28 protein-coding genes and 1 pseudogene are annotated in these 25748 nt (G+C 70.3%); 15 read left to right on the top strand and 14 right to left on the bottom strand.

Annotated features, from left to right (window positions below; genetic code table 11):
• Nucleotides 1-34: 34 nt before the first annotated feature.
• Complete coding sequence (locus ACWC09_RS09655) at nt 35-403, top strand: ArsR/SmtB family transcription factor (protein WP_450849989.1); 369 nt, start codon at nt 35-37, stop codon at nt 401-403.
• On the opposite strand, the gene ACWC09_RS09650 is transcribed toward ACWC09_RS09655, so the two are convergent.
• Both ACWC09_RS09650 and ACWC09_RS09645 read right to left on the bottom strand, forming a co-directional pair.
• Nucleotides 326-1711, bottom strand: a complete 1386-nt coding sequence (locus tag ACWC09_RS09650) for a nucleobase:cation symporter-2 family protein (RefSeq protein ID WP_450849988.1) — start codon at nt 1709-1711, stop codon at nt 326-328. The genes ACWC09_RS09655 and ACWC09_RS09650 overlap by 78 nt on opposite strands.
• Nucleotides 1712-1863: 152 nt before the next feature.
• A complete protein-coding gene (locus ACWC09_RS09645) occupies nt 1864-3216 on the bottom strand; it encodes an FAD-dependent oxidoreductase (protein WP_450849987.1) in 1353 nt (450 codons plus the stop codon).
• Between the two features lie 190 nt (nt 3217-3406).
• Between ACWC09_RS09645 and ACWC09_RS09640 the strand changes: the two genes are divergently transcribed.
• On the top strand, nt 3407-3532 hold the full coding sequence (locus tag ACWC09_RS09640; protein WP_450849986.1) for a DUF6214 family protein: 126 nt from the start codon (nt 3407-3409) through the stop codon (nt 3530-3532).
• Nucleotides 3533-3678: 146 nt separating this feature from the next.
• Here the strand turns inward: ACWC09_RS09640 and ACWC09_RS09635 are convergent, their stop codons facing one another.
• Nucleotides 3679-4323: a DUF305 domain-containing protein gene (locus ACWC09_RS09635; RefSeq protein WP_450849985.1), complete on the bottom strand. Its 645-nt coding sequence runs from the start codon at nt 4321-4323 to the stop codon at nt 3679-3681.
• A 97-nt stretch (nt 4324-4420) separates the two neighbouring features.
• Here ACWC09_RS09635 and ACWC09_RS09630 point away from each other — a divergent pair, with 97 nt between their 5' ends.
• Nucleotides 4421-5923, top strand: a complete 1503-nt coding sequence (locus tag ACWC09_RS09630; protein WP_450849984.1) for an LVIVD repeat-containing protein — start codon at nt 4421-4423, stop codon at nt 5921-5923.
• On the opposite strand, the gene ACWC09_RS09625 is transcribed toward ACWC09_RS09630, so the two are convergent.
• Nucleotides 5911-6606, bottom strand: a complete 696-nt coding sequence (locus tag ACWC09_RS09625) for a TetR/AcrR family transcriptional regulator (protein ID WP_450849983.1) — start codon at nt 6604-6606, stop codon at nt 5911-5913. The two genes, ACWC09_RS09630 and ACWC09_RS09625, sit on opposite strands and share 13 nt — an antisense overlap.
• Nucleotides 6607-6860: 254 nt before the next feature.
• Here ACWC09_RS09625 and ACWC09_RS09620 point away from each other — a divergent pair, with 254 nt between their 5' ends.
• Entirely contained in the window at nt 6861-7109 is a 249-nt protein-coding gene (locus tag ACWC09_RS09620) for a DUF2630 family protein (RefSeq protein WP_450849982.1), read from the top strand.
• A gap of 9 nt (nt 7110-7118) precedes the next feature.
• Here ACWC09_RS09620 and ACWC09_RS09615 read toward each other — a convergent pair whose 3' ends face one another.
• The 5 genes from ACWC09_RS09615 to ACWC09_RS09595 form a co-directional block, all read right to left on the bottom strand.
• Nucleotides 7119-7808, bottom strand: a complete 690-nt coding sequence (locus tag ACWC09_RS09615; protein WP_450849981.1) for an HAD family hydrolase — start codon at nt 7806-7808, stop codon at nt 7119-7121.
• A gap of 24 nt (nt 7809-7832) precedes the next feature.
• Nucleotides 7833-8186 (bottom strand): VOC family protein, encoded by a 354-nt coding sequence (locus ACWC09_RS09610; protein ID WP_450849980.1) that lies wholly within the window; start codon nt 8184-8186, stop codon nt 7833-7835.
• Between the two features lie 7 nt (nt 8187-8193).
• Complete coding sequence (locus ACWC09_RS09605; RefSeq protein WP_450849979.1) at nt 8194-8931, bottom strand: phosphatase PAP2 family protein; 738 nt, start codon at nt 8929-8931, stop codon at nt 8194-8196.
• Nucleotides 8932-9018: 87 nt separating this feature from the next.
• Nucleotides 9019-9954: a M56 family metallopeptidase gene (locus tag ACWC09_RS09600; RefSeq protein WP_450849978.1), complete on the bottom strand. Its 936-nt coding sequence runs from the start codon at nt 9952-9954 to the stop codon at nt 9019-9021.
• A 92-nt stretch (nt 9955-10046) separates the two neighbouring features.
• Nucleotides 10047-10592: a DUF5134 domain-containing protein gene (locus ACWC09_RS09595; protein ID WP_450849977.1), complete on the bottom strand. Its 546-nt coding sequence runs from the start codon at nt 10590-10592 to the stop codon at nt 10047-10049.
• A gap of 165 nt (nt 10593-10757) precedes the next feature.
• Here ACWC09_RS09595 and ACWC09_RS09590 point away from each other — a divergent pair, with 165 nt between their 5' ends.
• The 3 genes from ACWC09_RS09590 to ACWC09_RS09580 all read left to right on the top strand — a co-directional run bounded on the left by ACWC09_RS09590 (nt 10758) and on the right by ACWC09_RS09580 (nt 15616).
• Nucleotides 10758-12383, top strand: coding sequence for an FUSC family protein (locus tag ACWC09_RS09590; protein WP_450849976.1), 1626 nt, complete (start codon nt 10758-10760; stop codon nt 12381-12383).
• Nucleotides 12380-12919 (top strand): MarR family winged helix-turn-helix transcriptional regulator, encoded by a 540-nt coding sequence (locus ACWC09_RS09585; RefSeq protein WP_450849975.1) that lies wholly within the window; start codon nt 12380-12382, stop codon nt 12917-12919. Before ACWC09_RS09590 ends, ACWC09_RS09585 begins: the two co-directional genes overlap by 4 nt.
• A gap of 126 nt (nt 12920-13045) precedes the next feature.
• Entirely contained in the window at nt 13046-15616 is a 2571-nt protein-coding gene (locus ACWC09_RS09580) for a cellulosome protein (RefSeq protein ID WP_450849974.1), read from the top strand.
• A gap of 8 nt (nt 15617-15624) precedes the next feature.
• On the opposite strand, the gene ACWC09_RS09575 is transcribed toward ACWC09_RS09580, so the two are convergent.
• Complete coding sequence (locus tag ACWC09_RS09575) at nt 15625-16389, bottom strand: VOC family protein (protein WP_450850112.1); 765 nt, start codon at nt 16387-16389, stop codon at nt 15625-15627.
• A 286-nt stretch (nt 16390-16675) separates the two neighbouring features.
• Nucleotides 16676-17068, bottom strand: a complete 393-nt coding sequence (locus ACWC09_RS09570; protein ID WP_450849973.1) for a VOC family protein — start codon at nt 17066-17068, stop codon at nt 16676-16678.
• A gap of 72 nt (nt 17069-17140) precedes the next feature.
• Between ACWC09_RS09570 and ACWC09_RS09565 the strand changes: the two genes are divergently transcribed.
• Nucleotides 17141-17683 carry a GNAT family N-acetyltransferase gene (locus ACWC09_RS09565; RefSeq protein ID WP_450849972.1) on the top strand — a complete coding sequence of 181 codons (543 nt, stop codon included), beginning with the start codon at nt 17141-17143 and terminating at the stop codon, nt 17681-17683.
• Nucleotides 17684-17686: 3 nt separating this feature from the next.
• Here the strand turns inward: ACWC09_RS09565 and ACWC09_RS09560 are convergent, their stop codons facing one another.
• The gene (locus ACWC09_RS09560; RefSeq protein ID WP_450849971.1) at nt 17687-18370 is read right to left on the bottom strand and encodes a glycerophosphodiester phosphodiesterase; all 684 of its coding nucleotides are present in this window, start codon (nt 18368-18370) and stop codon (nt 17687-17689) included.
• Between the two features lie 384 nt (nt 18371-18754).
• Between ACWC09_RS09560 and ACWC09_RS09555 the strand changes: the two genes are divergently transcribed.
• The 4 genes from ACWC09_RS09555 to ACWC09_RS09540 all read left to right on the top strand — a co-directional run bounded on the left by ACWC09_RS09555 (nt 18755) and on the right by ACWC09_RS09540 (nt 22695).
• The gene (locus ACWC09_RS09555; RefSeq protein WP_450849970.1) at nt 18755-20152 is read left to right on the top strand and encodes a DUF6421 family protein; all 1398 of its coding nucleotides are present in this window, start codon (nt 18755-18757) and stop codon (nt 20150-20152) included.
• A 50-nt stretch (nt 20153-20202) separates the two neighbouring features.
• A complete protein-coding gene (locus tag ACWC09_RS09550) occupies nt 20203-20952 on the top strand; it encodes an SDR family NAD(P)-dependent oxidoreductase (protein WP_450849969.1) in 750 nt (249 codons plus the stop codon).
• A complete protein-coding gene (locus tag ACWC09_RS09545) occupies nt 20949-22019 on the top strand; it encodes a threonine aldolase family protein (RefSeq protein ID WP_450849968.1) in 1071 nt (356 codons plus the stop codon). The genes ACWC09_RS09550 and ACWC09_RS09545 overlap by 4 nt, the downstream gene beginning before the upstream one ends.
• Nucleotides 22020-22101: 82 nt before the next feature.
• Complete coding sequence (locus ACWC09_RS09540) at nt 22102-22695, top strand: transglutaminase domain-containing protein (RefSeq protein ID WP_450849967.1); 594 nt, start codon at nt 22102-22104, stop codon at nt 22693-22695.
• A gap of 195 nt (nt 22696-22890) precedes the next feature.
• Here the strand turns inward: ACWC09_RS09540 and ACWC09_RS09535 are convergent, their stop codons facing one another.
• Nucleotides 22891-23619, bottom strand: coding sequence for a lysophospholipid acyltransferase family protein (locus ACWC09_RS09535; protein ID WP_450849966.1), 729 nt, complete (start codon nt 23617-23619; stop codon nt 22891-22893).
• 187 nt (nt 23620-23806) lie between these two features.
• Nucleotides 23807-24223 (bottom strand): DUF4395 domain-containing protein, encoded by a 417-nt coding sequence (locus tag ACWC09_RS09530; protein ID WP_450849965.1) that lies wholly within the window; start codon nt 24221-24223, stop codon nt 23807-23809.
• A gap of 75 nt (nt 24224-24298) precedes the next feature.
• Here ACWC09_RS09530 and ACWC09_RS09525 point away from each other — a divergent pair, with 75 nt between their 5' ends.
• The 3 genes and pseudogenes from ACWC09_RS09525 to ACWC09_RS09515 form a co-directional block, all read left to right on the top strand.
• Complete coding sequence (locus ACWC09_RS09525) at nt 24299-24712, top strand: TlpA family protein disulfide reductase (protein WP_450849964.1); 414 nt, start codon at nt 24299-24301, stop codon at nt 24710-24712.
• 208 nt (nt 24713-24920) lie between these two features.
• On the top strand, nt 24921-25436 hold the full coding sequence (locus tag ACWC09_RS09520; RefSeq protein ID WP_450849963.1) for a flavin reductase family protein: 516 nt from the start codon (nt 24921-24923) through the stop codon (nt 25434-25436).
• Nucleotides 25437-25654: 218 nt separating this feature from the next.
• Nucleotides 25655-25748: pseudogene (locus ACWC09_RS09515) on the top strand (electron transfer flavoprotein subunit beta); the annotation flags it as partial.

Below are 25748 nucleotides of genomic sequence, written 5' to 3'. Positions count from 1 at the left end.
GTCAAACTACGATGCCTCTCGTACAATGGCTGCCGTGAGTACCCCCGCCCCCGCCCCCGTCCCCGCCACCGCCGGCCGCGACCTGCCGCACCCCGCCCGCGACGACCTCCGGCTGGAAGCCGTGCTGCACGCGCTCTCCGACCCGATGCGGCTGCGGATCGTGCGAGAGCTCGCCGCCGACGGCGACGAGCTCTCCTGTTCGCAGTTCGAGCTGCCGGTCACCAAGTCCACGTCCACGCACCACTTCCGGGTGCTGCGCGAAGCGGGGGTCATCCGGCAGATCTACCGGGGCACGGCCAAGATGAACGGCCTGCGCCGCGAGGACCTAGACGACCTCTTCCCGGGACTCCTCGACGCCCTGCTCGCCGCCGCCACTCGGCAGGACGCCCGCCTCGGCGGGTGAACCCGCCTTCGAGGGAAGGTGGTTGAAGAGCAGGTTCAGCACGATCGCCGTCAGACAGCCCGCGCTGATACCGCTGTTCATCACCGTCTGGAACCAGTCCGGGAACTTCTCGTAGACCGTCGGCACCCCGACCGGCAGCATGCCCACGGCCACCGGGACGGCCACGACCGTGAGGTTGTGGTTGTCCTTGAAGTCCACCTGGGCGAGGGTTCTGAGGCCGCTCGCGGCCACCGTCCCGAACATCACCAGACCGGCGCCGCCCAGCACCGGCGCCGGCACGGCCGCGACGACCGCGCCCAGCTTGGGCAACAGGCCGAGCAGGACCAGGATGCCGCCCGCGGTGGCCACCACCCAGCGGCTGCGGACGCGGGTCATGCCGACGAGGCCCACGTTCTGCGCGTACGCCGTGTACGGGAAGGTGTTGAAGACGCCGCCCAGCACGGTCGACAGTCCGTCCGCGCGCAGTCCGTCCGCGAGCGGGCGCGGCTCGACCCCGCGGCCCGTCATCTCGCCGACCGCGATCAGGTCACCGGTCGTCTCGGTCATCGTCACCAGCGCCACCACCAGCATCGAGATGATCGCCGAGGCATGGAAGGTGGGCGTGCCGAAGTGGAACGGCGTGCTGATGCCCACCCAGTCGGCGTCCCCGACCCCGCTGAAGTCCGTGAACCCGAAGGGCACCGCCACCGCGAGCCCCACCAAGATGCCGAGCAGCACCGCGATCCGGCTGAGGAACGCCGGCGCGAACCGCTGCACACCGAGCACCACCAGCAGCACGAAGCCGGCCAGCGCCAGGTTCTTCGGCTCCCCGAAGTCCTTCGAACCGACCCCGCCCGCGGCCCAGTTGCCCGCGACCGGAAGCAGGGACACCCCGATGATCAGGATGACCGTGCCGGTGACCAGCGGTGGGAAGAACCGCAGCAGCTTCCCGAACGCAGGCGCGAGCAGCATGATCGCGAGCCCCGCGACGATCACCGAACCGTAGATCGCGGGCAGTCCGCCGCCCGTCGTCCCGATCAGCACCATCGGCGACACCGCGGCGAACGTACAGCCCTGCATGATCGGCAGCCGCACACCGAACCGCCAGACGCCCACGCACTGGATGAGCGTCGCGATACCGCAGACCAGCAGGTCTGCGGTGATCAGATACGCCAGGTCCGAGGGCGACAGCCTCATCGCACCGCCCACGATCAGCGGTACGGCCACCGCGCCGGCGTACATCGCGAGCACGTGCTGGAGGCCGAAGGCGGCCAACTGTCGTGCGGGTGGGACCTCGTCGACGGGATGGACAGGGGTGGTCGTGGCCATGGGCACTCCAGAGCGGCGGAGGGGAGGGGGCATCCGAACAGCACGAGACCGTAAGAGGCTTAAACAGTTTGTTGATTTCTGGGTTGTTGCCGATGTGTGTCCTGCCCACCGATCCCCGTCCGACTCTGCTGCGAGGCCGTCGTGCGCGTTCGTCACGGAGCCGTCGTCCGCGCCGCCGCGAGCAGCGACTCCCAGTCCGCCAGCTTGACCACACTCCGCCCCAGCGAGGCCCCGAGCGCCGCCTCGGCCCGCTCGATGGCCTGCCAGCCCGTCCACGGCACCGGCTCGACGCCCGCCGCGCGCAGTGCCGTGAGCGGATCCCCGGGCAGGTCCTTCGCCGCGAGCGCAGGGGCGTCCTCCAGCAGTGATGTCGCCGTCTCCTTGGCGTCCGGCCGGTTGGTGCCGATGACCCCGGTCGGGCCCCGCTTGATCCAACCGGCCACGTACTCGCCCGCCGCGACGACACCCTCGCGCAGCACACGCCCGCCGAGATGCGGCACGGTCCCGCCCTTCGCGTCGAAGGGCAGCCCCTCCAACGGCACTCCGCGATACCCCACGGACCGCAACACCAACTGCGCCTCGATCTCCTCGAACTGCCCCGTCCCGGTCACCCCGCCGAGCCCGTCGGGCACGGTCCGCTCGAAGCGCACGGCGCCCACGCGCCCCCCATCGGCGAGGAGCTCGACGGGGCGCAGGAAGAAGCGCAGGGTGATGCTGCGAGGAGTGCTCGCAGCGAGGCCGGTCGTGTTGTTCGCCCACCCCCGCAGCACCTCCACGTTGCGCCGCTGGGCCGCCGGCAGTGCGGACGGGTCGGTGTATGCCGGGTCCAGTGCCAACTCCGCCGGGTCCACCGCCACTTCGGCGTCCGGCAGACGGCTCAGCTCGCGCAGTTCCTTCGTGGTGAACCGGGCCTGGGACGGGCCGCGGCGGCCCACCATGTGGATGTCGGTCACCCGGCTCGCGGCCAGGGCGGTGAGTGCGGCCTGGGGCACGTCGGTCGGGGCCAGTTCCGTCGCGCCCCGGGCCAGCATCCTCGTCACGTCCACCGCGACGTTGCCCGCACCGATGACCACGGCCGAGCGGGCGTCACGGACGAAGCCGTCCTCGCCGGCGTCCGGATGGGCGCTGTACCAGGACACGAACTGCGTCGCCGACCAGCTGCCCGGCAGGTCCTCGCCCGGGATGCCCAGATGCCGGTCGGTCGCCGCGCCCACGCAGTACACCACCGCGTGGTACAGCTCCCGCAGCCGCTCGGCCGACACCCCGCCGGGCCCGATCTGGACGCCGCCCAGGAACCGCACCCGCTCGTGCTCCAGCACCGCACGCAGGTTGTTCTGCAGGGACTTGATCTTCTCGTGGTCCGGCGCCACGCCGTACCGCACCAGGCCGTACGGGCACGGCAGCCGGTCCAGGACGTCGACGCGCACCCCGGAGTCCAGCTGGACGAGGCTCTGGGCGGTGTAGCACCCGCTCGGCCCGGAGCCGACGACGGCGACATGCAGCACGGCGGAACTCCTTACGACAGGAGATCGCTGACGACTCCAGCATCGCACCGGCGGTGCTGCGCTGACAGGGTGCAGGTGCGCCACACGGGTGTGGGTCCATTCGTATGGAGTGTGATCATGAGGTTACTTTGTGTATGCGCTGGAAGCATCCTGTCCTCATCCTTCTGATCGTTTCCCGACGGACGGCGTGGTGTCCGTGTGGCCCGCGTGGGAGGTTCAGGAGGACGAGAGCGTCACGAAGTGGTTCACCGTCCGGCTGGCGTGCCCGGACGGCGCCCGCGTCGACGCGCTCGCCGACTGGATCGAGGGGCCGTGATGTGCGCGACGGGACGCAGCCGCCGCAAGTCAACTGAGGATGAATCCGCAGGCCCGGGACGCGGGCTTCCTGACGCCCAGCCATGCACGCCGCTGACCCGCCCCGTCGCCTGGTCGAGTCGGCCGGTCCACCCTCCCCGCCGACGGTCACAGCAGCGAGCGCATCCGTGTGATCTCGCTCGTCTGCTGGGCGATCACGTCGTCGGCCATCTCCTCGACCAGGATGTTGTTGCCCTGGGCCTTCACATCCGTGGCCATGGTGATCGCGCCCTCGTGGTGGGTGATCATCAGGGTGAGGAAGAGCTCGTCGAAGGCCTTGCCCTCCGCCGCGCGTAGTTTCTTCAGTGGGGCCTCCGTCGCCATGCCGGGCATGGCCTCGTGGTCGTGGTCGTCGGCGTTCTCCGCCTTGCCGTGGGTCTTCAACCAGCCCCGCATCGCGGTGATTTCGGGCCCCTGGGCGGCGGCGATGCGTGCCGCCAGTCGCTTGACCTGAGTCGACTCGGCCTGGCGCGGGGCGAGTTCGGTCATCTCCAGGGCCTGGGTGTGGTGCCGGATCATCATGCGGGCGTACGCGACGTCCGCGGAGTTGGGGGAGTCGTCCTCGGCGCGCTGTTCGGCGGCGTCGGCGGCGGAGAGGGTGCGGTTCACCTCGCCGGGCCTGCCCGGCACGATCACCGAAGAGCCGCTCGGCGCCGACGACTTGGCGTCGGAGCCGGAGTCGCAACCCGTCAGCGCCGACAGGGCCAGAGCCGTCACGGCCAGGGCTCTCCATGACCGAGAGAAGACCTTCATTACGACTTCATTGCCATCTATTGATCTGGGCATGATAAAGACGATACTTCGGGGGTGCGTGAACCGTTCCGCCACCAACGGAACAAGGGAGGAAACAGTGATCCTGTCGAACGCGTCCCGAACCCGGCACAGACGCCTGGGAGTTGCCGCCGCCGCGGCCGGTCTCCTGGCCGCGCTGCTGACCGCGGGTCCGGCCGCCGCGACCCCCGACCCCGGGGACGCCCCGGCCGCCAAGAAGGAGGTATCCGAGAGCGCCCGGGCCGAGGCGGCCGCGGCCATCGGGAGCGGTGAGATACCCGGCCAGGACGAGACCGCCCACTCCGCCAACATCGAGCCCCTGGTCAACATCCCCAAGGACGCACTGGCCGGCACCAACTCGGACCTCGCCTTCCAGGGCCGGTACGCCTTCGCCGGCAACTACGACGGCTTCCGCATCTTCGACATCGGCAACCCGAAGGCGCCGAAGACGGTCGCCCAGGTCCTGTGTCCCGGCTCGCAGAACGACATCTCCGTCTCCGGAGACCTGCTCTTCCTGTCCACCGACTCCTCGCGCAGCGACAGCAGTTGCAACAGCACCACGCAGCCCGCGACCGAGAAGGCCTCCTGGGAGGGCATGAAGGTCTTCGACATCAGCGACATCAGGAACCCCAGGTACGTCGCCGCCGTCGAGACCGCCTGCGGCTCGCACACCCACACGCTCGTCCCCGAGCGCCGCAACGTCTACATCTACGTCTCCTCGTACTCGCCGAGCGCCACCTACCCCGACTGTCAGCCGCCGCACGACGGGATCTCCGTCATCAAGGTGCCCCGCAGTCACCCCGAGAAGGCCGCGGTCGTGGGCTTCCCGGTGCTCTTCCCCGGTGACGGCCCGGACGGCGGCGGCAACCCGGGCGCGCCCACCAACCCGGGCGTCTCCAAGACCACCGGCTGCCACGACATCACCGTGCTGCCCTCGAAGGACCTGGCCGCGGGCGCCTGCATGGGCGACGGCATCCTGTTCTCCATCGAGGATCCCGAGCACCCGAAGGTCATCGACCAGGTCCAGGACAACGTCAACTTCGCCTTCTGGCACTCGGCGACCTTCAACCAGAGGGCCGACAAGGTCGTGTTCACGGACGAGTTGGGCGGCGGAGGTGCGGCCACCTGCAACGCGGCCGTCGGTCCGGACCGCGGTGCCGACGGCATCTACGACATCGTCGGCAAGGGAGACAAGCGCAAACTGGTCTTCCGCAGCTACTACAAGATCCCCCGCCACCAGGCCGACACCGAGAACTGTGTGGCCCACAACGGCTCGCTGATCCCGGTCAGGGGCAAGGACATCATGGTGCAGGCCTGGTACCAGGGCGGCGTCTCCGTCTGGGAGTTCACCGACTCCGCGCACCCGAAGGAGATCGCCTACTTCGAGCGCGGCCCGCTGACCACGGACACCCTCAGGGTCGGCGGCTCGTGGTCGGCGTACTACTACAACGGCCACATCTACTCGAACGACATCGCCAAGGGCCTCGACGTCCTCAAACTCACCGACCGGCGCACCGATCCGGCGAAGTGGGTCCGGCTGGACGAGCTCAACGTCCAGTCGCAGCCGGACTACTTCGACTGATCGGGCCGGCCGTGCTCCTCGTCCGGACCGTCGCCGGTCGCGAAGAACCGTGACAGGTCGGTCTCCCGAGTCCCGCCGGACGCTTCCCCAGAGTCCGGCGGGACGCCCATCTCCCAGTCGAGCCGGTAGCGCTCGAAGAGCTCGGCCCGCAGGGTCGTGATCGGCATCGGCGCATTGGGCAGCACCATCGCGTAGACGGCACCCATCAGCAGCGACCGCAGCATCGGATAGTCCGTGTCGACGTCCGCCGACCCGTGCCGTACGACGGTGTCCCGCAACAACTCGGCCAGCCGCTGCTGCTCCGGGCACTGCACGAACCCCTCCGCCTGCAGCAACCCCGCCATGTGCTGACGCATCAGCACGGGCCGGTCCCGGGCCAGCTCCAGGATCGCGTCCACGGCCCGCGCCATCCGCTCCCGCCCGTCCTCGGTACGCGGCTCCCGCTCCAGCGCCTCCTCCAGCGTCCGGTGCATCAGCCGGTGCACCGCGGACTGCACGAGCTGCCGCTTGCCCGGGAAGTAGTAGGACACCAGGCCGCGCGCCGAACCGGCCCGGTCCGCGATGTCGCCGAGTGTCGTCGCCTCGTAGCCGTGCTCGCCGACCATCTCGACGGCCGCCTGCAGGAGCCGCTCCCGGGAACGTCTCCGCAACTCTTCATTGACCGAGGCGCTGCGCGGGGACATGCTGTAACTCCTGCGTTGACTGGCTGCCAGCCAACTATACTCAGCGCATCCGGGCCGATGCCTCCAAGGATCTGGTCGGGGCTGCCGTCTGTCTGGGGCGACGCGGGGGATCGTCTCAGGCGGGCGGTTTCTTCGCCCCTGAAGGTGTCCTGAGGCGACTACTTGCGCGGTCCTCGTCGTTCGAACCCTGCCGCACAGCGCCCCTGCCGTCCCTACAGTGGTCAATCGGTGCCGAGCCGAGGAGGCGTACGGACATGGAACAGGACCAGCGGATCCTGGGCAGGATCACGGAGATGGTCGAGGACGAGCGGAAGCTGCGCGCGTCGCTCGCGTCCGGAGAGATCGACAACGAGACGGAGCACCAGCGGCTGGGGCAGCTGGAGCGAGAGCTCGACCAGTGCTGGGACCTGCTGCGGCAGCGGCGTGCCAAGGAGGAGTTCGGGGAGAACCCGGACGAGGCGAGCGTACGGCCGTCGTCGCAGGTGGAGGGCTACCTCGAGTAGCGGCCCGGGTCAGTCGACCAGGGCCAGCACCGGACGCAGCCCGTCCGGCCGCCGGTCCGCCGGCAGATGGTCCACGAAGTGGACCTGACAGCCCAGGACGGCCGCACCGCCGTCCGCCTCCCGGCTGTCGCCGACCATCAGCACGTCGCGGGGTTCGACCTCGAGCGCCTCGCAGGCGATGGCGAACAGCCGTGGGTCGGGCTTCTGGATGCCGTGTTCGTACGACAGCACGTACGCGTCGACGAATCGGTCCAGGTTGTGCGCCTCGAAGACCGGGCGCAGATCCCAACCGATGTTGCTGATCACGCCGATGCCGAGCCCCTGTTCGCACAGCCCGTAGAGCACTTCGGCGGCATCGGGATACGGGGTCCACGCGGCCGGCGTCATGTGCCGGTCGTAGAGCAGATCATGCAAGTCCGAGTCGGGAAGCGGTACTTGGCGGGAGAGCCCGGTATAGGCGGCCCGATGCAGCTCCGCGCTCTCGTCCCGCAGCCGCCACACCTCGGCGAGCTCCTCGGGCACGTGCGACGGGGCCACCCCACCGGCCAACGCCCCCGCCGCCTCCAACGCCTTGGCCGTCTGCACCATCTCCGGCTCCGGCAGCACGATCCCGGCCTCCTTCAGCCCGCCGCGCAGCCAGGACTCGGTGGACTGGATACGGAAGAGGGTGCCGGAGAAGTCGAAGAGGACAGCGAGCATGGGGGGATCCTACGGGGCGATGGTTCAGGTGCGTTCCTGCACGAGCTTGACGCGGTGACCCTCAGGGTCGCGCAGCCAGGAGCACCGAAGTCGTCCGTCGGGCGGGTCGGCCGGGCTCGTCAGTGACTCGCCTCCCGCATCGAGCGCCGTCCGGTGCAGCTCGTCGAGATCGGCGCACCCCAGGACGACCTCGGTGTTCTCACCGGGCGCCGTGGCGATGCCGAACAGTTCACGGCCCACACTGGCCGAGCTGAACCCGATCCGGACGCCCGCGGCCTCCATCTCGGCCTGGTGCGGCTCGCCTTCGGAAGGAAAGCGGAACTTCTCCGGCATCCCGAGGCCACGGAAGAACGCCGCGCAGCGCTCACGTCGGCGCATCACAGGTTCACCTGAACAGCCACGAATGCCGTCCTTTACGCTGGCCGACCAGGCCCGTCGGCTTCGGCGAAGCGGACGGCACCCACCGCCGGTGCACCGCCACGGCGGCCGCCACCAGCGTCGCCCCCAGCAGCCAGCCGCCCATCACGTCCGACGGCCAGTGGACGCCCAGCCACACCCGGGTCAGGCCGACACCGATCACCGAGATCACCGCCACCCACAGGGCCGTACGCCACCGGGTGCGGCCGGTGCCGTAGTGGTGGACGAGCCACAGCAGGAGGCCGCAGGCGACGGTCGCGGTCATCGCGTGCCCGGAGGGGAAGGCCGAGTAGTGGGCCGAGTCGACGGGGTCGCGCCAGACGGGGCGGGGGCGGTCGACCGCCGCCTTGAGGGACTGTTGGAGCACCGAGCCCAGCGCGACCGTGATCGCGAGCCACAGCGCCGTCCGCCATGCCGAACGCCGCCATGCCAGCCACACCACGACGATTGCCGTGATCAGACGCATCGTCCACGGGTCCCAGACCCAGTCCGTCAGGATGCGGAAGACGTGGGTGAGGCCGGGCTCTTCCACGGCCCAGCGGTGGGTGGTCCGGGCGATGTCGCCGTCGAGGCCGAACAAGGGGTGCCACTCGACCGCGACCAGGACGAGGAACAGGGACGAGCACAGCGCGAGGGCGGCTGCGGCGCGGGCGGCGGGGCGGTGGTCGGGCGGGCGGGGCGGGGAGTCGACGGACGGGGAGTGCATGAAGTGATCCTCGCCGACGGTTGGGGCGGGAGGCCAATACGGGGTGGTTTCTGCGTCTCCCGGCTCTCCTGCCCGGAAAAGCTCCTCCTACCCCAACGCCCGCAACCCCGGCACGAACGCCACCAGCACCGGCACCGCCGGCACCAGCGCGGCCGTCGCCGTCAGCCCCAGTCGGTGGATGGCCGGGAGTCGGTCGGGTGGGGTGAGAAGGCGGTGGACGCGTTGCGGGACGTGGGCCTGGGGTGTGGGGGAGGGGCCGAACACGCCCCGGTCCTCGTTGAGTTCGACCAGGGCGAGCGCGGTGGTCAGCCGGCCGTGGCGGCGGGAGGCCATGTCGTCGGCGGCCAGTTCGACCAGCCGGTGCATCTCGTCGCGGAACGCCGCGAACACCGGCACCTGCGGAAACCCGCCGGCCAGCGCCGCCGAGCAGTGCAGCAGCCAGTCGTGCCGGGCCTGCGCATGCCCCTGCTCGTGCGCGAGGACGGCATCCAGCTGCCGCCCCTTCAGCCGGCGCAACGCGGCCGTGGTGACCACGAGTCGGGGCGCCGCGCCGGCGAGCCACCAGGCGTCGGCCCGCTCGCCCTCCAGCACGACCAACTGCCCGCCCGTGGGCTCCTCCCCGGGCAACAGCGGTGCACGGACGAGGAGTTCGGCCCGCCGTCGCCGACGTCGCGTACGCGCCCGTACGACCTCACGGACCAGCATCGCCCCGCTCCACAGCCCGGCCCCCGCGAGCACCACCGCGGTCACCGCCGCCCAGGGCCCGGTCGTCCGCAGCGCGTACGCGTCCACGACCCCGTGCGGCGCCGTGGCGAACACATCGCCCCGCACCGCCTGCCAGGCGGCCGCCGCGCTCAGCGTCATCGACAGCGCACAGCACACCAGTACCGCCGCCACCACGCACTGCCACACCCACAGCGCGACCACCGGCTCCCGGTCCGGCCAGTCGGCCCGGGCGAGCAGCCGGGGAGCGACCACGGCGGCCAGCGCGCCGAGCAGCAACAGTGCCGCGGGGACCATCATGGCGATCACCCTATGAGCGGCCCGCCCTCCGCGACACCGGCTGCCACGGCAAAGTGACGCAGGCAACGGTCGCGAGGCAGCGGCCCGCCGGCTCAGAGCGTGATCAGCATCGCCGTCATGGCGATCCCCATCGACAACCGGCACGCCCGCGCCAACTCCGGTCGGTCGCCCCATCCCGCGGCGCCTTCGCCGCCCGCGGCGACGGGTATCAGCCGTACGCCGGACAGCAGCACATAGCCCGTGAAGTAGAGCAACAACACCCCCGTCACCAGCGGGACCCCGGACGAACTCCCGTGCCCGGCATGGTGTCCGGGCGAGGCGGCCATCACGACCGCCATGTAGACCATGGCCGAGGTGCCGACCAGATGGTGCAGATGGTGCGCGTCCGTACGGGCCGACCACAGGGCGCGCAGCGCGGCGGCACCGAAAACGGCCGCGTAGAGCGGCCAGGTCCACGACGGCGGGCTGAAGACCGCCGTCGGTACGGCCATCGCCGCCATCCCGAACCCCATCAGCGCCTCGCCCCCCGCGGCCCGGCGCTGCTCCTCGACGGTGCTGCGCATCCGCAGCAGACAGTAGGCCCCGGTCGCCGCACACAGCGCGACCAGCAGCCAGCCGGGCGAAGCCGGTCCGTGCACGCGCACCTCCCCGCTCGAAGGTCTCGACAGTCCGTCGATGCCCGGGCCATGCGGCGCGCACGCGAGCGCAAGGATGTACACGGGGGGCATTCGAGGGAGCACGGCGGGTGAGCGGGGTGCTGGGGGTATTCTTTACGAGTAAAACACCTGCTAATGTTATGTCACATGGCACACCTTCCGTTGGCCGGCGTGCTGCGCCTGGGCCGCCCCTCCGACATCTGGTTCAAGCCCGCCCTGAGCGTGGTCGCCGCGGTCGCCCCGCCCAACCTCACCCTCCTGGCGCTCGGCCGGCTCGACCTCGCCGTGTACACGATGGCCGGATCGCTGTGCGCCCTCTACGCCCACAACCGCCCGTACGCCGCCCGGGCCCGCGCCCTCACGTGGGTCGTCCTCGGCATGGTCGGCGGCCTCGCCGTCGCCCTGACCGCGGCCTCCGTCACCTCGAGCGCGGTCGTGCTGGTCACCGTCGGCGCCCTGCTCGCCGCCGTACAGAAGGTGCTGTGCGACGCGACCCGTATCGGCCCGCCCGGCAATGTGGTGCTCACCTTCATCAGCTCCGCCTCCCTCTTCGCCCCGCAGACCCTCGCCCAGGTCCCGGGACATCTCGCCCTGGCTCTCGCGGCGGGCGCCTGGGCCTGGCTCGTCGGCATGGCACCCGGTCTGCTGCGCCCGCACGGCCCCGAGCGCAGGGCCACCGCCCAGGCCCTGAACGCCGCCGCCGCGTATGCCGCAGCCCACCCGGCAGGCGACGGGCACCCCCGCTCCCGTGCCGCGGCGGCCGCCGCCATCCAGGCCGCCTGGCAGACACTCCTGGCGACGGGGCACCCCCGCACCCGGCGCGCCCTCGAACGCCTCGTCGTCCGCGCCGAGGTCGCCCTCGCCGCGCCCGCCGACTCCGACCCCGAGCTGCTGCGCACCTGGGCGTGCGAGGTGTGCGGCACCGGCCCGGTCCCCGAGCTGCACGACCCGCGCGGCACCGACGAACTCCTCGGTGCCGAAGCCGAACTCGCCGCCCCCGCACGCCCGTTGTGGACCAGGCTCGGCCCGCTCACCCCCCTCGCGATCCGTACCGCCCTGGGCTGCGCCCTGGCCGGCTACGCCTCCCTCGCCCTCGGCATAGGCCGCCCGTACTGGGCCCTGGTCACCGCCGCCTCCCTCTACCAGGCCAACCTCGCGCTCACCTGGAGCCGCGGCGTCCAGCGCGTCGTCGGCAACCTCGTCGGTGTGCTCCTCTTCGCCGCCGTCGCCCCGCTCGCCCACCTGGGCCAGGCGGCCCTGGTCCTCGTCTGTCTCGCCTTCAACTTCGGCGCCGAGGCCCTGATCAGCCGCAACTACTGGCTCGGCAGCGTCTGCGTGACCCCGATGGCTCTGCTCATCACCGAGTTCACCCGCTTCCAGGAACCCGGACAGCTGATCACCGAGCGGGTCGTCGACACCGTGGTCGGCGCCCTGGTCGGCTTCCTCGCCGCCGTCGCCGTCACCAACCGGCGCGCCGGTGACCGAGTGGAGCAGGCGTTGGCCACCGCCGAGCGCGCCCGTGAGCGCACCGCCCGCCTCCTGGCCGAGCCCGCCCCCGCACCCGCCGCCCTGGAGGCCTCGCGTCGCTCCCTCGCCGCCGCGCTGGCCGACCTGCGCGCCACGCTCGACGCCGCCTCCGGCGAGTGGTGGCAGCGCGCCCTGCCCCAGGAGCGGGTCGTGCGCGCCGAGCAGACCGGACACCGTACGCTCGCCGCAACGGTACGGCAGCAGGGGCTGCACTGGAGCGCGAGCTCGGAGGGCATACGGCCATGACGGCAGCGAACGGGCGGCAGGCGGGCGTGACCAGGGGCGACACCGTCTCCGCGGTCGTCCTGCAGTGGCAGGCCGTCCACCCCGACCTCGACACCGGTCCCATGGAGATCATCGGCCGCATCAACCGCTGTGCCGCCCTCCTCCAGCAGGCCGAGGACGCCCCGCTGCGCCGGGCCGGCCTCAGCCGCTCCGAGTTCGACCTGCTCGGCGCCCTGCGCCGCACCGGCCACGAACTCACCCCCAGCGAGCTCGCCCGCGAGACCTTCTCCTCCGGTGCCGCCGTCACCAAGCGCCTCAAGCAGCTCACCGAACGCGGTCTGGTCGAACGCCGCGGCGACACCCGCGACCGCCGCGTCGCCCATGTCCGCCTCACCGACACGGGCCGCGAGCTCGTCGACGGAATCCTCCCGGAACAACTCGCCTACGAGACCGCCGTACTCTCCGTCCTCGCCCCGCAGGGTCAGGACGAACTCGCCGACCTGCTCGGGGAGTTGCTCGGCCGACTGGAGGGCAGCCCGAGCGCCCTGCGCACCTGAGCGGTGGCTTTCGGAAGTTTCGGTGGCCGGGCGCCCGTTGACGTGATCCCGCTGTGGTCCTTACGTTCGACCAGGCCGGTTCGGATCGTCGGCCGATGTACGACATGCCGAACGAAAGAGGTTCCCGTGAAGGCCGAGACGCTCACCGTCGACCTGGGTACGGAAACCGGCCCCTTCCACGGCGGCGCCAGCGGCACGCTCTACGGCGTCTACGGCGACGGCGTACCCAGCCGCACCGTCGTCGAGGGCATGTACGTCCGCACGGTCACCACCAAGGCCCAGGACGGCGTCCAGCACCCCGGCGCCGACGCCCTGGAGATCCTGCCGTCCTTCGTCGCGGCGGGCGGCAAGGACGTGTACATCTACTTCCCCGACCTGCACCGCGGCTTCCCCTACGAATGGCCGGGCGCCACCGGCGAGGAGAAGCTCACCACCTATCTGGGCCACGTCCGCCGCCAGGTCGAGCAGGTGCGGACACTGGGCGCGCTCACGTCCCATGTCGTGTACGTCCCGTTCAACGAACCCGAGGGCAACATGTTCGGGACGGGGGAGTGGAGCTACGACGGTGTCTCCTGGCACACCGAACCCGGCCCCTTCTTCGCGGCCTGGACGGCCGCCCACCGCCTCATCAGGGAGATCGACCCCGGCGCACGTATCGCCGGCCCCAACACTTGCATCCTCTACCCCGAGGTGCGCGGCTTCCTGGAGTACGCCAAGGAGCACGACGTCCTGCCCGACGTGATCACCTGGCACGAGCTGTCCTCACCGGACGAGGTCCGTACGAACGTCGCCAAGTACCGTGCGCTGGAAGAGGAGTTGGGCATCGGCCCGCTCCCCGTCAACCTCAACGAGTACGCCCACAACTACCACCTCTCCGTCCCCGGGCAGATGATCCAGTGGATCGCCGCGATCGAGGAGTCCAAGGTCGACGCCGACATGGCGTACTGGAACATCGCCGGCAACCTCAACGACTCGGCCGTGGAGGCCAACAAGGGCAACGGCCAGTGGTGGCTGTTCAACGCCTACGGCCAACTGTCCGGCAGCACCGTCCGGGTCACCGCCCCGCACCCCAACGTGCAGTACACGCTCCAGGGGGTCGCCGCGCTCGACCGGGAGAAACGGCAGGCGCGGGTGCTGTTCGGCGGCGCGGGCGGAGCGGCGGACCTGGTCGTCGAGGGCGCCGACCCGGAGGTCTTCGGTACGCGGGTTCATCTGCGGCTGCAGGAGATCCCCTGGACCGGCCAAGTCGGCTCCTGTGCCCAGCCGTTGCGGCTACGGGACATCGAACTGCCCGTCGTGGACGGCCGGGTGCGGCTGCCGCTGGCCGGCCTCGACGAGATGTCCGCCTACCAGCTGATCCTCGCGCCGGGCGGCAACGGCGCCAAGCTGCTGCCGTCGTCGGTGAGTTGGCGGGAGACCTACGAGGCCGAGGACGCGACGTACACGGGCACCGGCTACTCGAAGAACGGCCCCGAGGGATCCCCGTCCGCCGTCGACAAGTTCGCCACCTCCGGCGGCCACCATGTGGGCGGCCTGCGCACCGGCTCCGACGGCGTCCTGGCCTTCGACGTCGAGGTCCCGCAGGACGGGACGTACGACATCCGGATCTTCGCCAACTCCCACAACCAGGCCGACCTGGTACGGGAGTCGGGCCCCACCAACGTCTTCCTGCGCATCGACGGCGAGGACGCCCGCGAACTGCGGCTGCCGCTCGGCTACAAGTGGGCCGTGTGGGGCCACACCGACATCCGGGCGGAGCTCACCGCGGGCCCGCACCGGATCACCCTCGCGGCCCAGGACCCCGACCTGGGCGTCACCAGGGGCGACGCGGTCATCGACAAACTGGACCTCGCCCTGCATGACGATCGCCAACCCGCGTTGTACGACGCCGAGTTCGCGGCGCTCGCAGAGGGAGCGCAGGCCGACTGGACCAACCCCGGCGCCTCCGGACCCGGCACCGCCGTCCTCCCGCGCGGCGGTACCGCCACCTTCTGGGTGCACGCCGACGGGGACGGAGAGGCGACGGTCACCGTCGACCTGCTCGGCCCCGGGGAAGGCCTGCTCACGGTCAACGGCGAGGAGGTCGGGCCGGTGGAGCGCGGCCCCGTCCCGCTGTTCCTGGCCGGCGGTATCAACAAGGTGACGGTGACCGGGACTTCGGAACGCCTGGTCGTGGACCGGCTGACCGTCGGGCCGTCCCGTGGACTGCTGCCGACGTCGGTGTCGGCCGCCGAGGAAGGCAGCCTGAGCGGCACGGCCAAGGTGACCGGATTCCCGTACGCCACCGGTGGCAAGGCGGTCGAGGGCATCGGGGAAGGCCCTGCCAACGCCCTCACCCTGACGGTGACGGCGGAGCGCGCCGGACGCCACGCGCTGACGATCCGCTACTCCAACGGCGAACAGGCCCCCGCCACCCACTACAACCCGGACCCGATCTGCCGGCACGCCGACATCTCCGTCAACGGGGCTGCCCCGCACCGCGTCCTGTTCCCGACCACCTTCCACTTCAACAACTTCTGGGACCTCTCCGTCCCCGTCACCCTGAACGAGGGCACCAACACGGTCACCTTCACCGCCGACGAACTGCCCGACTTCGACGGCGAGACCCGCAACCCGTACGGCCAGCGTTCGGCGTACGCACCGGTCGTGGACCAGGTGACGGCGACACCGCTCACCGCGCCGACCACCACTTCCTGAGGAGCGGGTCAGCCCTCCTGCCCCGCCACATACACCCCGAACACCGCCCCCCGCGGGTCCCGCAGCACAGCGATGCGCGGTCCGTCCGGCACGGATCTCGGCTCCATGAGGACCGTGCCGGACGCCTCCGTCGCCGTGGCCGCGGTGGCGTCCACGTCCGCCACCGCGAAGTACGGCAGCCAGTGCGGCGGCACCTCGTGCGGGAACTTCTCGTCCATCCGCACCATGCCGCCGAAGTCGGCGCCGTCGATGCCCCACTGCGTGTAGTGGGCCGAGGAGTCGACGCTCCAGCCGAAGACCGTCGTGTAGAAGTCCACGGCCCGCTCCGGGGCCCGGGTCAGCAGCTCCACCCAGCCCAACGAGCCGGGCGCGTTGAACACTCCGGCGCCCGGGAAGGCCCGCGCCTGCCAGATCTGGAAGACCGCACCGGTCGGATCCACCGCCACCGCGAAACGGCCCACGTCGAACACGTCCATCGGCCCCAGCAGCACCGTCCCGCCGGCCGCCGTCACCTCCCGCGCGGCCGCGTCCGCGTCGGCGACCGCGAACGACACGTTCCATGCCACCGGCTGTGTCTCCTGGTACAGCGGCGTCAGCGCGGCGACCGCCGCGTCCCCGAGGTGCGCGACCGCGTAGCCGCCCGCCTCCTGCCGCGGATCGGTCTCGGCACGCCAGCCGAACAGCTCCGCGTAGAACCCCTTGGCACCCTCGAGGTCATCGGTCCCCAGCTCGGTCCAACAGGGTCCGCCGACGACGGGCTTGTCGAGCTTCAGGCGCTCCTCCACAACAAAGCCGAGCCAGCCCCCTCCAGCACGCCAAGCCCGGGCCGGGGCCGGGGCCATCCGGCGGGACTTCCTCCCATACGGCGCCGACGAGTCACCGGCCCGCAGGGGAACAGCCCCGGACCTCGATCACCCTCCAGCCCGCCACCGGGGGGCCTGGCCGGCCCACCGCCGACACTCCGACCGGACCGGCCCGCGTGCCCGACCGCTCCCCGCCCCGCCCCTACATGACCCGGCCGACCCGACTGCCGCCCGGCCCGACAAGTCCCCGCCCCGATCAGATCCCCGGCCGATACCGGATCGGATGGTCCGCCGGCACCTCCACCAGAACGATCCGCGTCCCGTCCGGGTCCGTGATCCACATCTCGATCAGGCCCCACGGCTCCTTGACCGGCGGGCGCACGATCTCGACCCCGGCCCCGCGCAGTTCCTCGTGCGCCGCGGCCGCGTCCGCGACCTGGAGCCACAGCCGTACGTCCGGGGACGTCGCCGTCTCGGAGCGGCCGGAGAGCTCCAGGAAGCCGCCGCCGAGGAAGTAGACGGTGCCGCGCTCCGGGCCCGTGCCGAACTCGCGGTAGACGGAGAGGCCCAGCTGCTCGCCGTAGAAGCGCCTCGACAGCTCGGGATCGGTGGGACGGAGCAGGATCCGGCCGCTGAGAATGTGCACCATGCACCCGGAGCCTAGTGGCGGCGTTACTCTCAACGGTGCCCGCGCCGCGCCAGAGATCGGAGAGCCTCACCCATGGACACCGCCGCCACCGCAGGACTGACCTTCCGCGACGCCGCGGACGCGGACGTGGACGTTCTGGTCGCGCTCATCGAGTCGGCGTACCGGGGAGACTCCAGCCGGACCGGGTGGACCACCGAGGCGGACATCCTGGAGGGACAGCGCACCGACCCGGAGGGCGTGCTCGCCGTCATCAAGTCGCCGGACAGTCGGTTGCTGACGGTCGAGCGGGACGGTGAGGTGGTCGCCTGCTGCCAGCTCGAACACCGCGGTGGCCACGCCTACTTCGGGATGTTCGCCGTCAGCCCGAAGCTTCAGGGCGGGGGTCTCGGCAAGGTGATCATCGCGGAGGCGGAGCGCACGGCGCGCGAGGCCTGGGGCGTCGACGAGATGCACATGACCGTGATCTCCGTACGGGACGACCTCATCGCCTGGTACGAGCGCCGCGGCTACCGCCGTACGGGAAGGATGACGCCCTTCCCGTACGGCGACGAGCGCTTCGGCATCCCGCAGCGCGACGACCTCCAGTTCGAGCTGCTGGTCAAGGAGCTCGGATGATCGTTACGCCGTGAAGCGGCCCGTGCGCTTGATCTCCGGATAGTCGGTGGTCGCGCCGTCCAGCTGCAGGGCCCGTACGAGACGCAGCTGGTCCTGCGTGTTCACCACCCAGCCGATGATCCGCAGGTCGGCCTTGCGGGCCCGCTCCACGATCTCCAGCGTGAGGCGGCGGATGTTGAGACAGACGGTCCGCGCGCCGGCGTCCACGGCGCGGTCGACGATGTCGGTGCCGTAGCGGCTGCCGATCAGCGCGGTGCGGACGCCGGGCACCAGGCGGCCGATCTCGGCGACCGCCTCGTCGTGGAACGAGGACACCTCCACCCGGGAGACCAGGTCCCGCTTGAGCATCACCTCGGCCAGCGCCCGCGCCGCCTGCACGTCCTTGATCTCGGCCTGCAGCGGCGTCCGTACCGCCTCCAGGACCTCCTCGAAGACCGGCACCCGCTCCCCGCGGCCCGCGTCCAGGGCGCGCAGTTCGGCGAGGGTCTTCTCGGCGATCGGTCCGGTGCCGTCGGTCGTGCGGTCCACGTCGGTGTCGTGCATGACGACGAGGGCGCCGTCCTTGCTCAGATGCAGATCGAGTTCGATGACGTCGAGGCCGGCCTGCTGGGCGGCGACGAAGGAACGGAGGGTGTTCTCGGGTTCGGTACCCATGACTCCGCGATGACCGATGGTAAGGAAGTTCAAGGTTCAACTCGCTTCCGTCGACGGCGGCTCGGACCACGCGCGGACCGGAGCGGACGGTCGCACGGGCAGAGCCGCAGCCTAACGGCCCCGCCCTGCGATGAACCCGCGCGTACACGGGGGATCGGCGTGGCGTATGGGGCGTATCTGGTCCGTATCGCCGGGAGCGGTCACCCGGGCGTGGGCGAGTCCCGTGGGCATTGACCGATGGCTGGTACCCGCCGAGCACGGATATATACCCGGAACAGTCGTCTCCACTGTATCCGGCAGGAAAAAGTTCGGTGACGATGCTGGTGGGCAGGATAATCTCCCGAGACCGCTCTTGCTGGGAGGAAGCTCGTATGTATACGGTCTCCTTACGCGAGGTTCTCCCGTGGAGGATGGGACATGACGGAAATTCTTGTGCAGGTGGCATCGGGGGAACAGGTTCCTCCCGCGACCAGGGTGGTTGAGCACCCGGCGTGGCCGGTGCTCAAGGATGCCGTGGAGCGGATCCGGCCATGGCAGTCCAAGGACGGATCGATCGACTTCGAGGCCGAGGGTGCGCCCGGGCGCACCGATGCCGAGGTGGCCGTACGGCGTGTCGCGGCGGCCGTCGAGGAGCTCTCCCCGCTGCTCCCGCACGACCGCGCCTACCACGAGGCCCTGGTCAAGGACCTGGACCGGTGGGTCGTGGATGACTTCCAGGTGCCCGACTTCCTGGACTCCCTGCTGGCCTTCCAGCCCGCCGCGAACCGTGCGGACGGCCTCCAGCACCTGGTCGTCTTCCCCATGTACACGCAGAACGGCAACCCCGACCGCAATCTCGAAGCGGTCGTGCTGCGCATGGTCTGGCCCGACTGGCTGTCCGAGCTGGAGCGCACCCGCTACGACAACCCGCTGTTCTGCGGCATCACGTTCGAGGACTTCACGGCCGGTTACGACACCAACTCCGCCGTGCTCTTCCCGGAGACCATCGCCGTACGCGAGGCGCCGGAACGATTCTCCTGGGGTGGCATCTTCTGCGACCGCGAGGCGGCCCGCTTCCGCCGGGTCACCGACGCCGCCGTCGGCATCCTGGGCCTCGACCTGCCCGAGGACATCGCCGCGATGGTCCACGACCAGAGGCGCTGCGAGGAGGCCTTCGTCCTGTGGGACATGGTCCACGACCGCACCCACAGCCACGGCGACCTGCCCTTCGACCCATTCATGATCAAGCAGCGCCAGCCGTTCTGGATGTACGGCCTGGAGGAGCTGCGCTGCGACCTCACCGCCTTCAAGGAGGCCGTGAAGCTGGAGGCCGACGGCGTCCCGCAGGCCCGTGACGTGCAGTACGCGGTCCTCTTCGACCGTATGTTCCGCTTCCCGGTGACGGGTGAGCGCGTGCGCAACTACGACGGCCTCGGCGGCCAGCTCCTCTTCGCCTACCTGCACAAGCACGACGTCGTGCGCTGGACGGACAACAAGCTGCACATCGACTGGCAGCGCGCCCCGCAGGTGACGAACCAGCTGTGCGCCGAGATCGAGGACCTCTACCGGGCGGGCATCGACCGTCCGAAGCTCGTCCACTGGTTCGCGGCGTACGACCTGGTGTCGCGGTACCTCGCCCCGCATCCGGGCTCCCGCTGGGCCAAGGGTCCCGACGCCCTGGACCTGAGCCAGCCGCCGCGGAAACTCGTCGATGACGTGCTTCCGGACGAGTTTCCGCTGAGCATGTTCTATGAGGCCCTCTCCAAGAAGCTGAAGAACGTGATCGCCTCCACCAAGGGCATCACCGCGGAGAGTGCCGAGCGGGTCGCCGCGTGAACGACCGCGGCACCGAGAACACTGCTCAGCAAGCTCAGGAGGCGAAGAACATGGCGGGGAACGGAGCTCTCAGCGGTGCGGTGATCGCGGTGGCCGGCGCGGGCGGACCCGCCGGGCGGGCGACGCTGCTGCGACTGGCCGAGGCCGGTGCGACCGTCGTCGGCGCGGACAACGACCCCGAGCGGCTCGCGGAAGCCGTGGACGCCGCGCGTTACGCCTCGGGCGGCGCCACCGTCACCGGGGAACCCGTCGACCTGCTGGACCTGGAGTCCACCCGGGACTGGGCCACGCACATCGAGAAGGACTTCGGCCGTGTCGACGGCCTGGTCCACCTCGTCGGCGGCTGGCGCGGCAGCGAGACCTTCATCAAGACCAGCCTGGACGACTGGGACTTCCTGGAGCTGCTGCTCATCCGCACCGTGCAGCACACCTCCCTCGCCTTCTCCGAGGCGCTCCAGCGCAGCGAGCGCGGCCGCTACGTCCTGATCAGCGCGGCCGGCGCCTCGAACCCGACCGCCGGGAACGCCGCGTACGCCGCCGCCAAGGCCGCCGCCGAGGCGTGGACCCTGGCCATGAGCGACTACTTCCGCAAGGCCGGGGGCGCCGAGGGGCCGACCTCGGCGGCTGCGATCCTGGTGGTGAAGGCGTTGGTGCACGAGGCGATGCGCGCCGAGCGCCCCAACGCGAAGTTCGCGGGCTTCACGGACGTCAAGGACCTCGCGGAGGCCATCGCCGACGTCTGGACCAAGTCCGCCGCCGAAGTGAACGGAAAGCGTCTGTGGCTGACCGAGAAGCCGTGAACCCTCCCAAGACCGACGCTCGTCGCCATCACGACCCGGAGGTCCGCGGCTTCGCCAGCGACAACTACGCCGGGGCCCACCCGGAGGTGCTCGCCGCCCTGGCCCTGGCCAACGGCGGGCACCAGGTCGCGTACGGCGAGGACGAGTACACCGAGAACCTCCAGGCCGTCATCCGCAGCCACTTCGGCGCCACGGCGGAGGCGTTCCCGGTCTTCAACGGCACCGGCGCCAACGTCGTCGCGCTCCAGGCGGTCACCGACCGCTGGGGCGCGGTGATCTGCGCCGAGAGCGCGCACATCAACGTCGACGAGGGCGGCGCCCCCGAGCGCATGGGCGGCCTGAAACTCCTCACGGTCCCCACGCCCGACGGCAAGCTCACCCCGGAACTGATCGACCGGCAGGCGTACGGCTGGGACGACGAGCACCGTGCGATGCCGCAGGTCGTCTCGATCACCCAGAGCACGGAACTCGGCACCCTCTACACGGCGGACGAGATTCGCGCGATCTGCGAGCACGCACACGCGCGTGGCATGAAGGTCCACCTGGACGGCTCCCGCATGGCCAACGCGGCCGCGTCCCTGAACGTCCCGATGCGGACGTTCACCAACGCCGTCGGCGTCGACATCCTCTCCCTCGGCGGGACGAAGAACGGCGCGCTGTTCGGCGAGGCGGTCGTCGTCATCAACCAGGACGCCGTCAGCCATATGAAGCACCTGCGCAAGCTGTCGATGCAGCTCGCCTCCAAGATGCGTTTCGTCTCGGTGCAGTTGGAGGCCCTGCTCGCCAAGGACCTGTGGCTGCGCAACGCCCGCCATGCCAACGAGATGGCCCAGCGTCTGGCCGAGGGCGTCCGCGCGGTGCACGGCGTGGAGATCCTCCACCCGGTCCAGGCCAACGGAGTCTTCGCCCGGCTTCCGCACGACGTGAGCGAGCGCCTCCAGAAGCGGTTCCGGTTCTACTTCTGGGACGAGGCCGCGGGTGTGGTGCGCTGGATGTGCGCGTTCGACACGACCGAGGAGGACGTGGACGCGTTCGTGGCGGCGCTGAAGCAGGAGATGGCACGCTAGACCACGCTCGGTGATGAATAGATATGCGGTCTCCCGTAAAGTAATTGACTGCCGGGTGGCCGCGTTTCTATGCTCTACGGGTATGGAGCTGATCCAGAACACCCCTGACCTGTCCGCGTATTTGGCCGCTGACGAGGCCATCGACCATGACCACGAGCTGGTGCGCGAGACAGCCGCACGCCTGGCCAAGCACGCCGACGACTCGTATGTCTATGCACGCCTGGCCTTCGAGTTCGTACGGGACACCATCCCGCACTCCCAGGACTCCGGCGATCCGCGCGTCACCTGGCGCGCCTCCGACGTCCTCGAACAGGGCACCGGCATCTGCTACGCCAAGGCCCACGCCCTCGCCGCCCTGCTCCGCGCCGAGGACATCCCGACGGCGCTCTGCTATCAACGCCTCGCCCACGACGACGGCGAGGGACACGCCGTCCACGGCCTGGTCGCCGTCCGCTTCAACGGCTCCTGGCACCGACAGGACCCACGCGGCAACAAGCCGGGCGTGAACGCCCAGTTCTCCCTCACCGGCGAACAACTGGCCTGGATCCCGGCCCCGGAGTCCGGCGAGGCGGACTACCCGACCCTGTACGCAGAACCGCACCCGACCGTCCTCAGCGCCCTGAAGACGGCCCTTGACCGACCACACTTGTGGAAATCGCTGCCCACAACGCTCTGAAGAGCGCCTCGGGCTTCGCCACGAAGAACGGAACAGGCCCGGCGGGGTCCGAACGGGCCGTCCAGGTGGCGGAGACGCGCTTGTGGGGGTGGCGGGGGCTCCTGCTCAACCAGCCGAAATCCGCCGTCCGTTCCCGCTACGCGCCGCTCCCCGGAGCCGTCCAGGCCGGAACGCGCGGGAATTAGCCGACCGACCTCAGTTGGAGTCCGCCGCCTTCACCTCTTCCGGTGTCGGTGCCGTACCGCCCAGGTGTGCCGGCATCCACCAGGTGTCGTTCGCGTCCTTCGGGCGGACCGGGTAGGCGCGCTGGGCGGCCTCCAGGAGCTCCTGGACGCGTTCGCGCAGGCGGCGGGTGATGGCGCCCGCGTACTGGTCCTGGGGCGCTTCCACCGCCTCGCCGACGCGGATGGTGATCGGGGTGTGGCTGCGCTTGAAGTTGCGCGGGTGGCCCTTGGTCCAGAGGCGCTGCGTGCCCCACAGGGCCATCGGGATGAGCGGGACGCCCGCCTCCTGGGCCATGCGCGCGGCACCCGACTTGAAGCTCTTCAGGGTGAAGGACTGTGAGATGGTGGCCTCGGGGAAGACGCCCACGATCTCGCCGGAACGCAGCGACTCCAGCGCGTGCTGATACGCCGCCTCGCCGTTCTTGCGGTCCACCGGGATGTGCTTCATGCCGCGCATCAGAGGACCCGAGATCCGGTGCCGGAACACGGACTCCTTCGCCATGAAGCGAACGAGACGTTTCTGCGGGAGAGCGGCGAGGCCGTCGAAGATGAAGTCCAGGTAGCTGATGTGATTGCTCACCAGCACGGCGCCGCCCGAGCGCGGAATGTTCTCCGATCCCTTGCAGTCGATCTTGAGGTCCCAGGCCTTGAACAACGTTTGGGCGAGACCGACGACGGGACGGTAGACAAGCTCAGCCATGGACGGGGTGGACCCTTCTCTCTGCCTGGGAACGGGTCTCCTGGCGGGAAGCTACGCAGCCGTAGGTTTACGGCATCCCGCAGATCGTGCCCCAAGAACGGCCGGGGAGCCAGTCCAAGTTCCTGTGAACGGCGGAGATCCTCGTCACGTAGGCCGCGGTGATCCACCTCGTGCTTTTAATCCGTCTTTACTCGGTGCGCACCGTCACCCGCCGCACCAACAGATACATCTCGCAGCCCAGGCAGTACCCGAACGTGGCATTGAGGAAGGCCGCCGCGAGCGCCAACCCCGTCGCGGCCAGGCCGAGCCAGTCCGGACCGAGTGTGAAACCGACCAGACCCACGCCCGCGAAGACGAGCCCCACCGCCTGCGCGAACCGCGGCGGTTCCGGCGACTCGAACTCGGTCGGCGGGCCGATCCGGGGCCGTACGATCTTCCGGAACAGCCAGCCGTACGGCGACCGGCCCACCCCGCCCGCCGCGCCAAGCGCGAACGCCGACGTCTGCCAGGCCAGCAGCCAGGCACTGCCGGTGATCAGTACCAGGGCCAGCACCAGGGTCGTCACGGCCGCCCCGAAGCGCGGGCCTTTCACATCGATGTCCATGAATCAAGCATTCCGCAGGGGAAACGATTCAAGGGCTCGGGAATCTTTGCAGTCTCGTGAACGCTGGAGCAGTCGATGACCGGACTTGTGGTGTGCGTGGTGGTGCTCGCGGCGGCGAGCGCCTACGGAGTGCTTCACCGGCGGCGGAACGGGAGGGTACGCGTGCGTGGGCGCGACGACGGAAAGCGGCTCGGCGCGGCCGAGTTGGGCGAGGACCTGGGCGAGCGCGCCACCCTCGTGCAGTTCTCCAGTGCCTTCTGCGCGCCCTGCCGGGCCACTCGCAGGATCCTCGGCGAGGTCGCCGGCATGGTCCCCGGCGTGACGCACGTCGAGATCGACGCCGAGGACCGCCTGGAACTCGTACGCCGACTCGACATCCTCAAGACCCCCACCGTGCTGGTCCTCGACGCCGACGGCCTGGTCGTCCGGCGCGCCACCGGCCAGCCGCGCAAGGCCGACGTCATCGCAGCACTGGGGGAGGCGGTTTGACGGCTGTGAGACTGACGGTGAGGCATCTCCCATATGTCGGAACGTACTTGACTGGGCGTACCACCTATCGTCAGCCTGACCGTATGCCTGGGGAACTCCTTCTCTACGGGCGGCCGCACGTCGACCTGGCCCGTAACGCGAGCGCGCGCTGTCCGAGCTGTTGAGCAGCCACGACTCCGCTCGGCCCTCCTCGCAGAAGGACGATTCCATGACGGCCACGCCCGACCTCGGCACGCGAACCCCGCAGCTCGCCTCGCCCGACCTCCTCCGTTCCGTCTTCCGCCGGCACGCCGCGGGAGTCGCCGTGATCACCGCGCGGGGCGACGTCGGCCCGGTCGGCTTCACCGCCACCTCCCTCACCTCCGTCTCCGCCGAGCCCCCGCTGCTCTCCTTCGGTATCAGCACCGGAGCCTCCAGCTGGCCCGCGATATCGGAGACCGACCACATCGGCGTCCACGTACTCGGCGACCATCAGCAGGAGCTGGCCGCCACCTTCGCCAGGAGCGGCGCCGACCGCTTCGGCGCGCCCACCGCCTGGTCCGAGGGGCCTGAAGGAGTCCCTGTCCTCGACGACGTCCTCGCCTGGCTGGTGTGCCGGATCGTCGGCCGTGTGCCCGCCGGGGACCACCGCATCGTGCTGGCCGAGGTCGTCCTCGGCGACCACACGGGCCCCGGGAGCCCGCTCCTCTACCACCAGGGCCGGTTCAACGGCCTGCGTGACTGATCGTCGACGGCTCGCCCTGCGAAGCGGTCGAGTTCCGATTACGCTGCGTTGCAAAGGTCACAGTTCAAAGCGCTTGCTTAGCGGGAACGAACTGGGTGTACTGGTGAGTAATATTTCGCTCGGAGCGCGGGCCGCCCCGATCGGGATCGGCCGCTTGAGGCGCCTATGCTGCCTGAAAGTAGGCAGCACCGAAATGACGATGCAGTAGGAGAGCCGGCGTGAGCTTGAGGATCGTTGTCACTGTGAAGTACGTGCCCGACGCCACTGGCGACCGGCACTTCGCCGATGACTGGACCGTCGACCGGGACGACG

This window comes from Streptomyces sp. NPDC001617 (genome assembly GCF_053596855.1).
This window is presented reverse-complemented; position numbering and strand designations above follow the sequence as displayed.

What these genes read in the sequence shown, in the direction of transcription:
- ACWC09_RS09625 (WP_450849983.1), bottom strand. Translation starts at nt 6,606, where the DNA reads ATGTCCCCGCGCAGCGCCTCGGTCAATGAAGAGTTGCGGAGACGTTCC.
- ACWC09_RS09610 (WP_450849980.1), bottom strand. Translation starts at nt 8,186, where the DNA reads ATGCGCCGACGTGAGCGCTGCGCGGCGTTCTTCCGTGGCCTCGGGATG.
- ACWC09_RS09535 (WP_450849966.1), bottom strand. Translation starts at nt 23,619, where the DNA reads ATGGCTGAGCTTGTCTACCGTCCCGTCGTCGGTCTCGCCCAAACGTTG.
- ACWC09_RS09650 (WP_450849988.1), bottom strand. Translation starts at nt 1,711, where the DNA reads ATGGCCACGACCACCCCTGTCCATCCCGTCGACGAGGTCCCACCCGCA.
- ACWC09_RS09590 (WP_450849976.1), top strand. Translation starts at nt 10,758, where the DNA reads ATGGCACACCTTCCGTTGGCCGGCGTGCTGCGCCTGGGCCGCCCCTCC.
- ACWC09_RS09570 (WP_450849973.1), bottom strand. Translation starts at nt 17,068, where the DNA reads ATGGTGCACATTCTCAGCGGCCGGATCCTGCTCCGTCCCACCGATCCC.
- ACWC09_RS09600 (WP_450849978.1), bottom strand. Translation starts at nt 9,954, where the DNA reads ATGATGGTCCCCGCGGCACTGTTGCTGCTCGGCGCGCTGGCCGCCGTG.
- ACWC09_RS09635 (WP_450849985.1), bottom strand. Translation starts at nt 4,323, where the DNA reads ATGAAGGTCTTCTCTCGGTCATGGAGAGCCCTGGCCGTGACGGCTCTG.
- ACWC09_RS09520 (WP_450849963.1), top strand. Translation starts at nt 24,921, where the DNA reads ATGACGGCCACGCCCGACCTCGGCACGCGAACCCCGCAGCTCGCCTCG.
- ACWC09_RS09620 (WP_450849982.1), top strand. Translation starts at nt 6,861, where the DNA reads ATGGAACAGGACCAGCGGATCCTGGGCAGGATCACGGAGATGGTCGAG.
- ACWC09_RS09615 (WP_450849981.1), bottom strand. Translation starts at nt 7,808, where the DNA reads ATGCTCGCTGTCCTCTTCGACTTCTCCGGCACCCTCTTCCGTATCCAG.
- ACWC09_RS09585 (WP_450849975.1), top strand. Translation starts at nt 12,380, where the DNA reads ATGACGGCAGCGAACGGGCGGCAGGCGGGCGTGACCAGGGGCGACACC.
- ACWC09_RS09530 (WP_450849965.1), bottom strand. Translation starts at nt 24,223, where the DNA reads ATGGACATCGATGTGAAAGGCCCGCGCTTCGGGGCGGCCGTGACGACC.
- ACWC09_RS09550 (WP_450849969.1), top strand. Translation starts at nt 20,203, where the DNA reads ATGGCGGGGAACGGAGCTCTCAGCGGTGCGGTGATCGCGGTGGCCGGC.
- ACWC09_RS09565 (WP_450849972.1), top strand. Translation starts at nt 17,141, where the DNA reads ATGGACACCGCCGCCACCGCAGGACTGACCTTCCGCGACGCCGCGGAC.
- ACWC09_RS09525 (WP_450849964.1), top strand. Translation starts at nt 24,299, where the DNA reads ATGACCGGACTTGTGGTGTGCGTGGTGGTGCTCGCGGCGGCGAGCGCC.
- ACWC09_RS09540 (WP_450849967.1), top strand. Translation starts at nt 22,102, where the DNA reads ATGGAGCTGATCCAGAACACCCCTGACCTGTCCGCGTATTTGGCCGCT.
- ACWC09_RS09605 (WP_450849979.1), bottom strand. Translation starts at nt 8,931, where the DNA reads ATGCACTCCCCGTCCGTCGACTCCCCGCCCCGCCCGCCCGACCACCGC.
- ACWC09_RS09555 (WP_450849970.1), top strand. Translation starts at nt 18,755, where the DNA reads ATGACGGAAATTCTTGTGCAGGTGGCATCGGGGGAACAGGTTCCTCCC.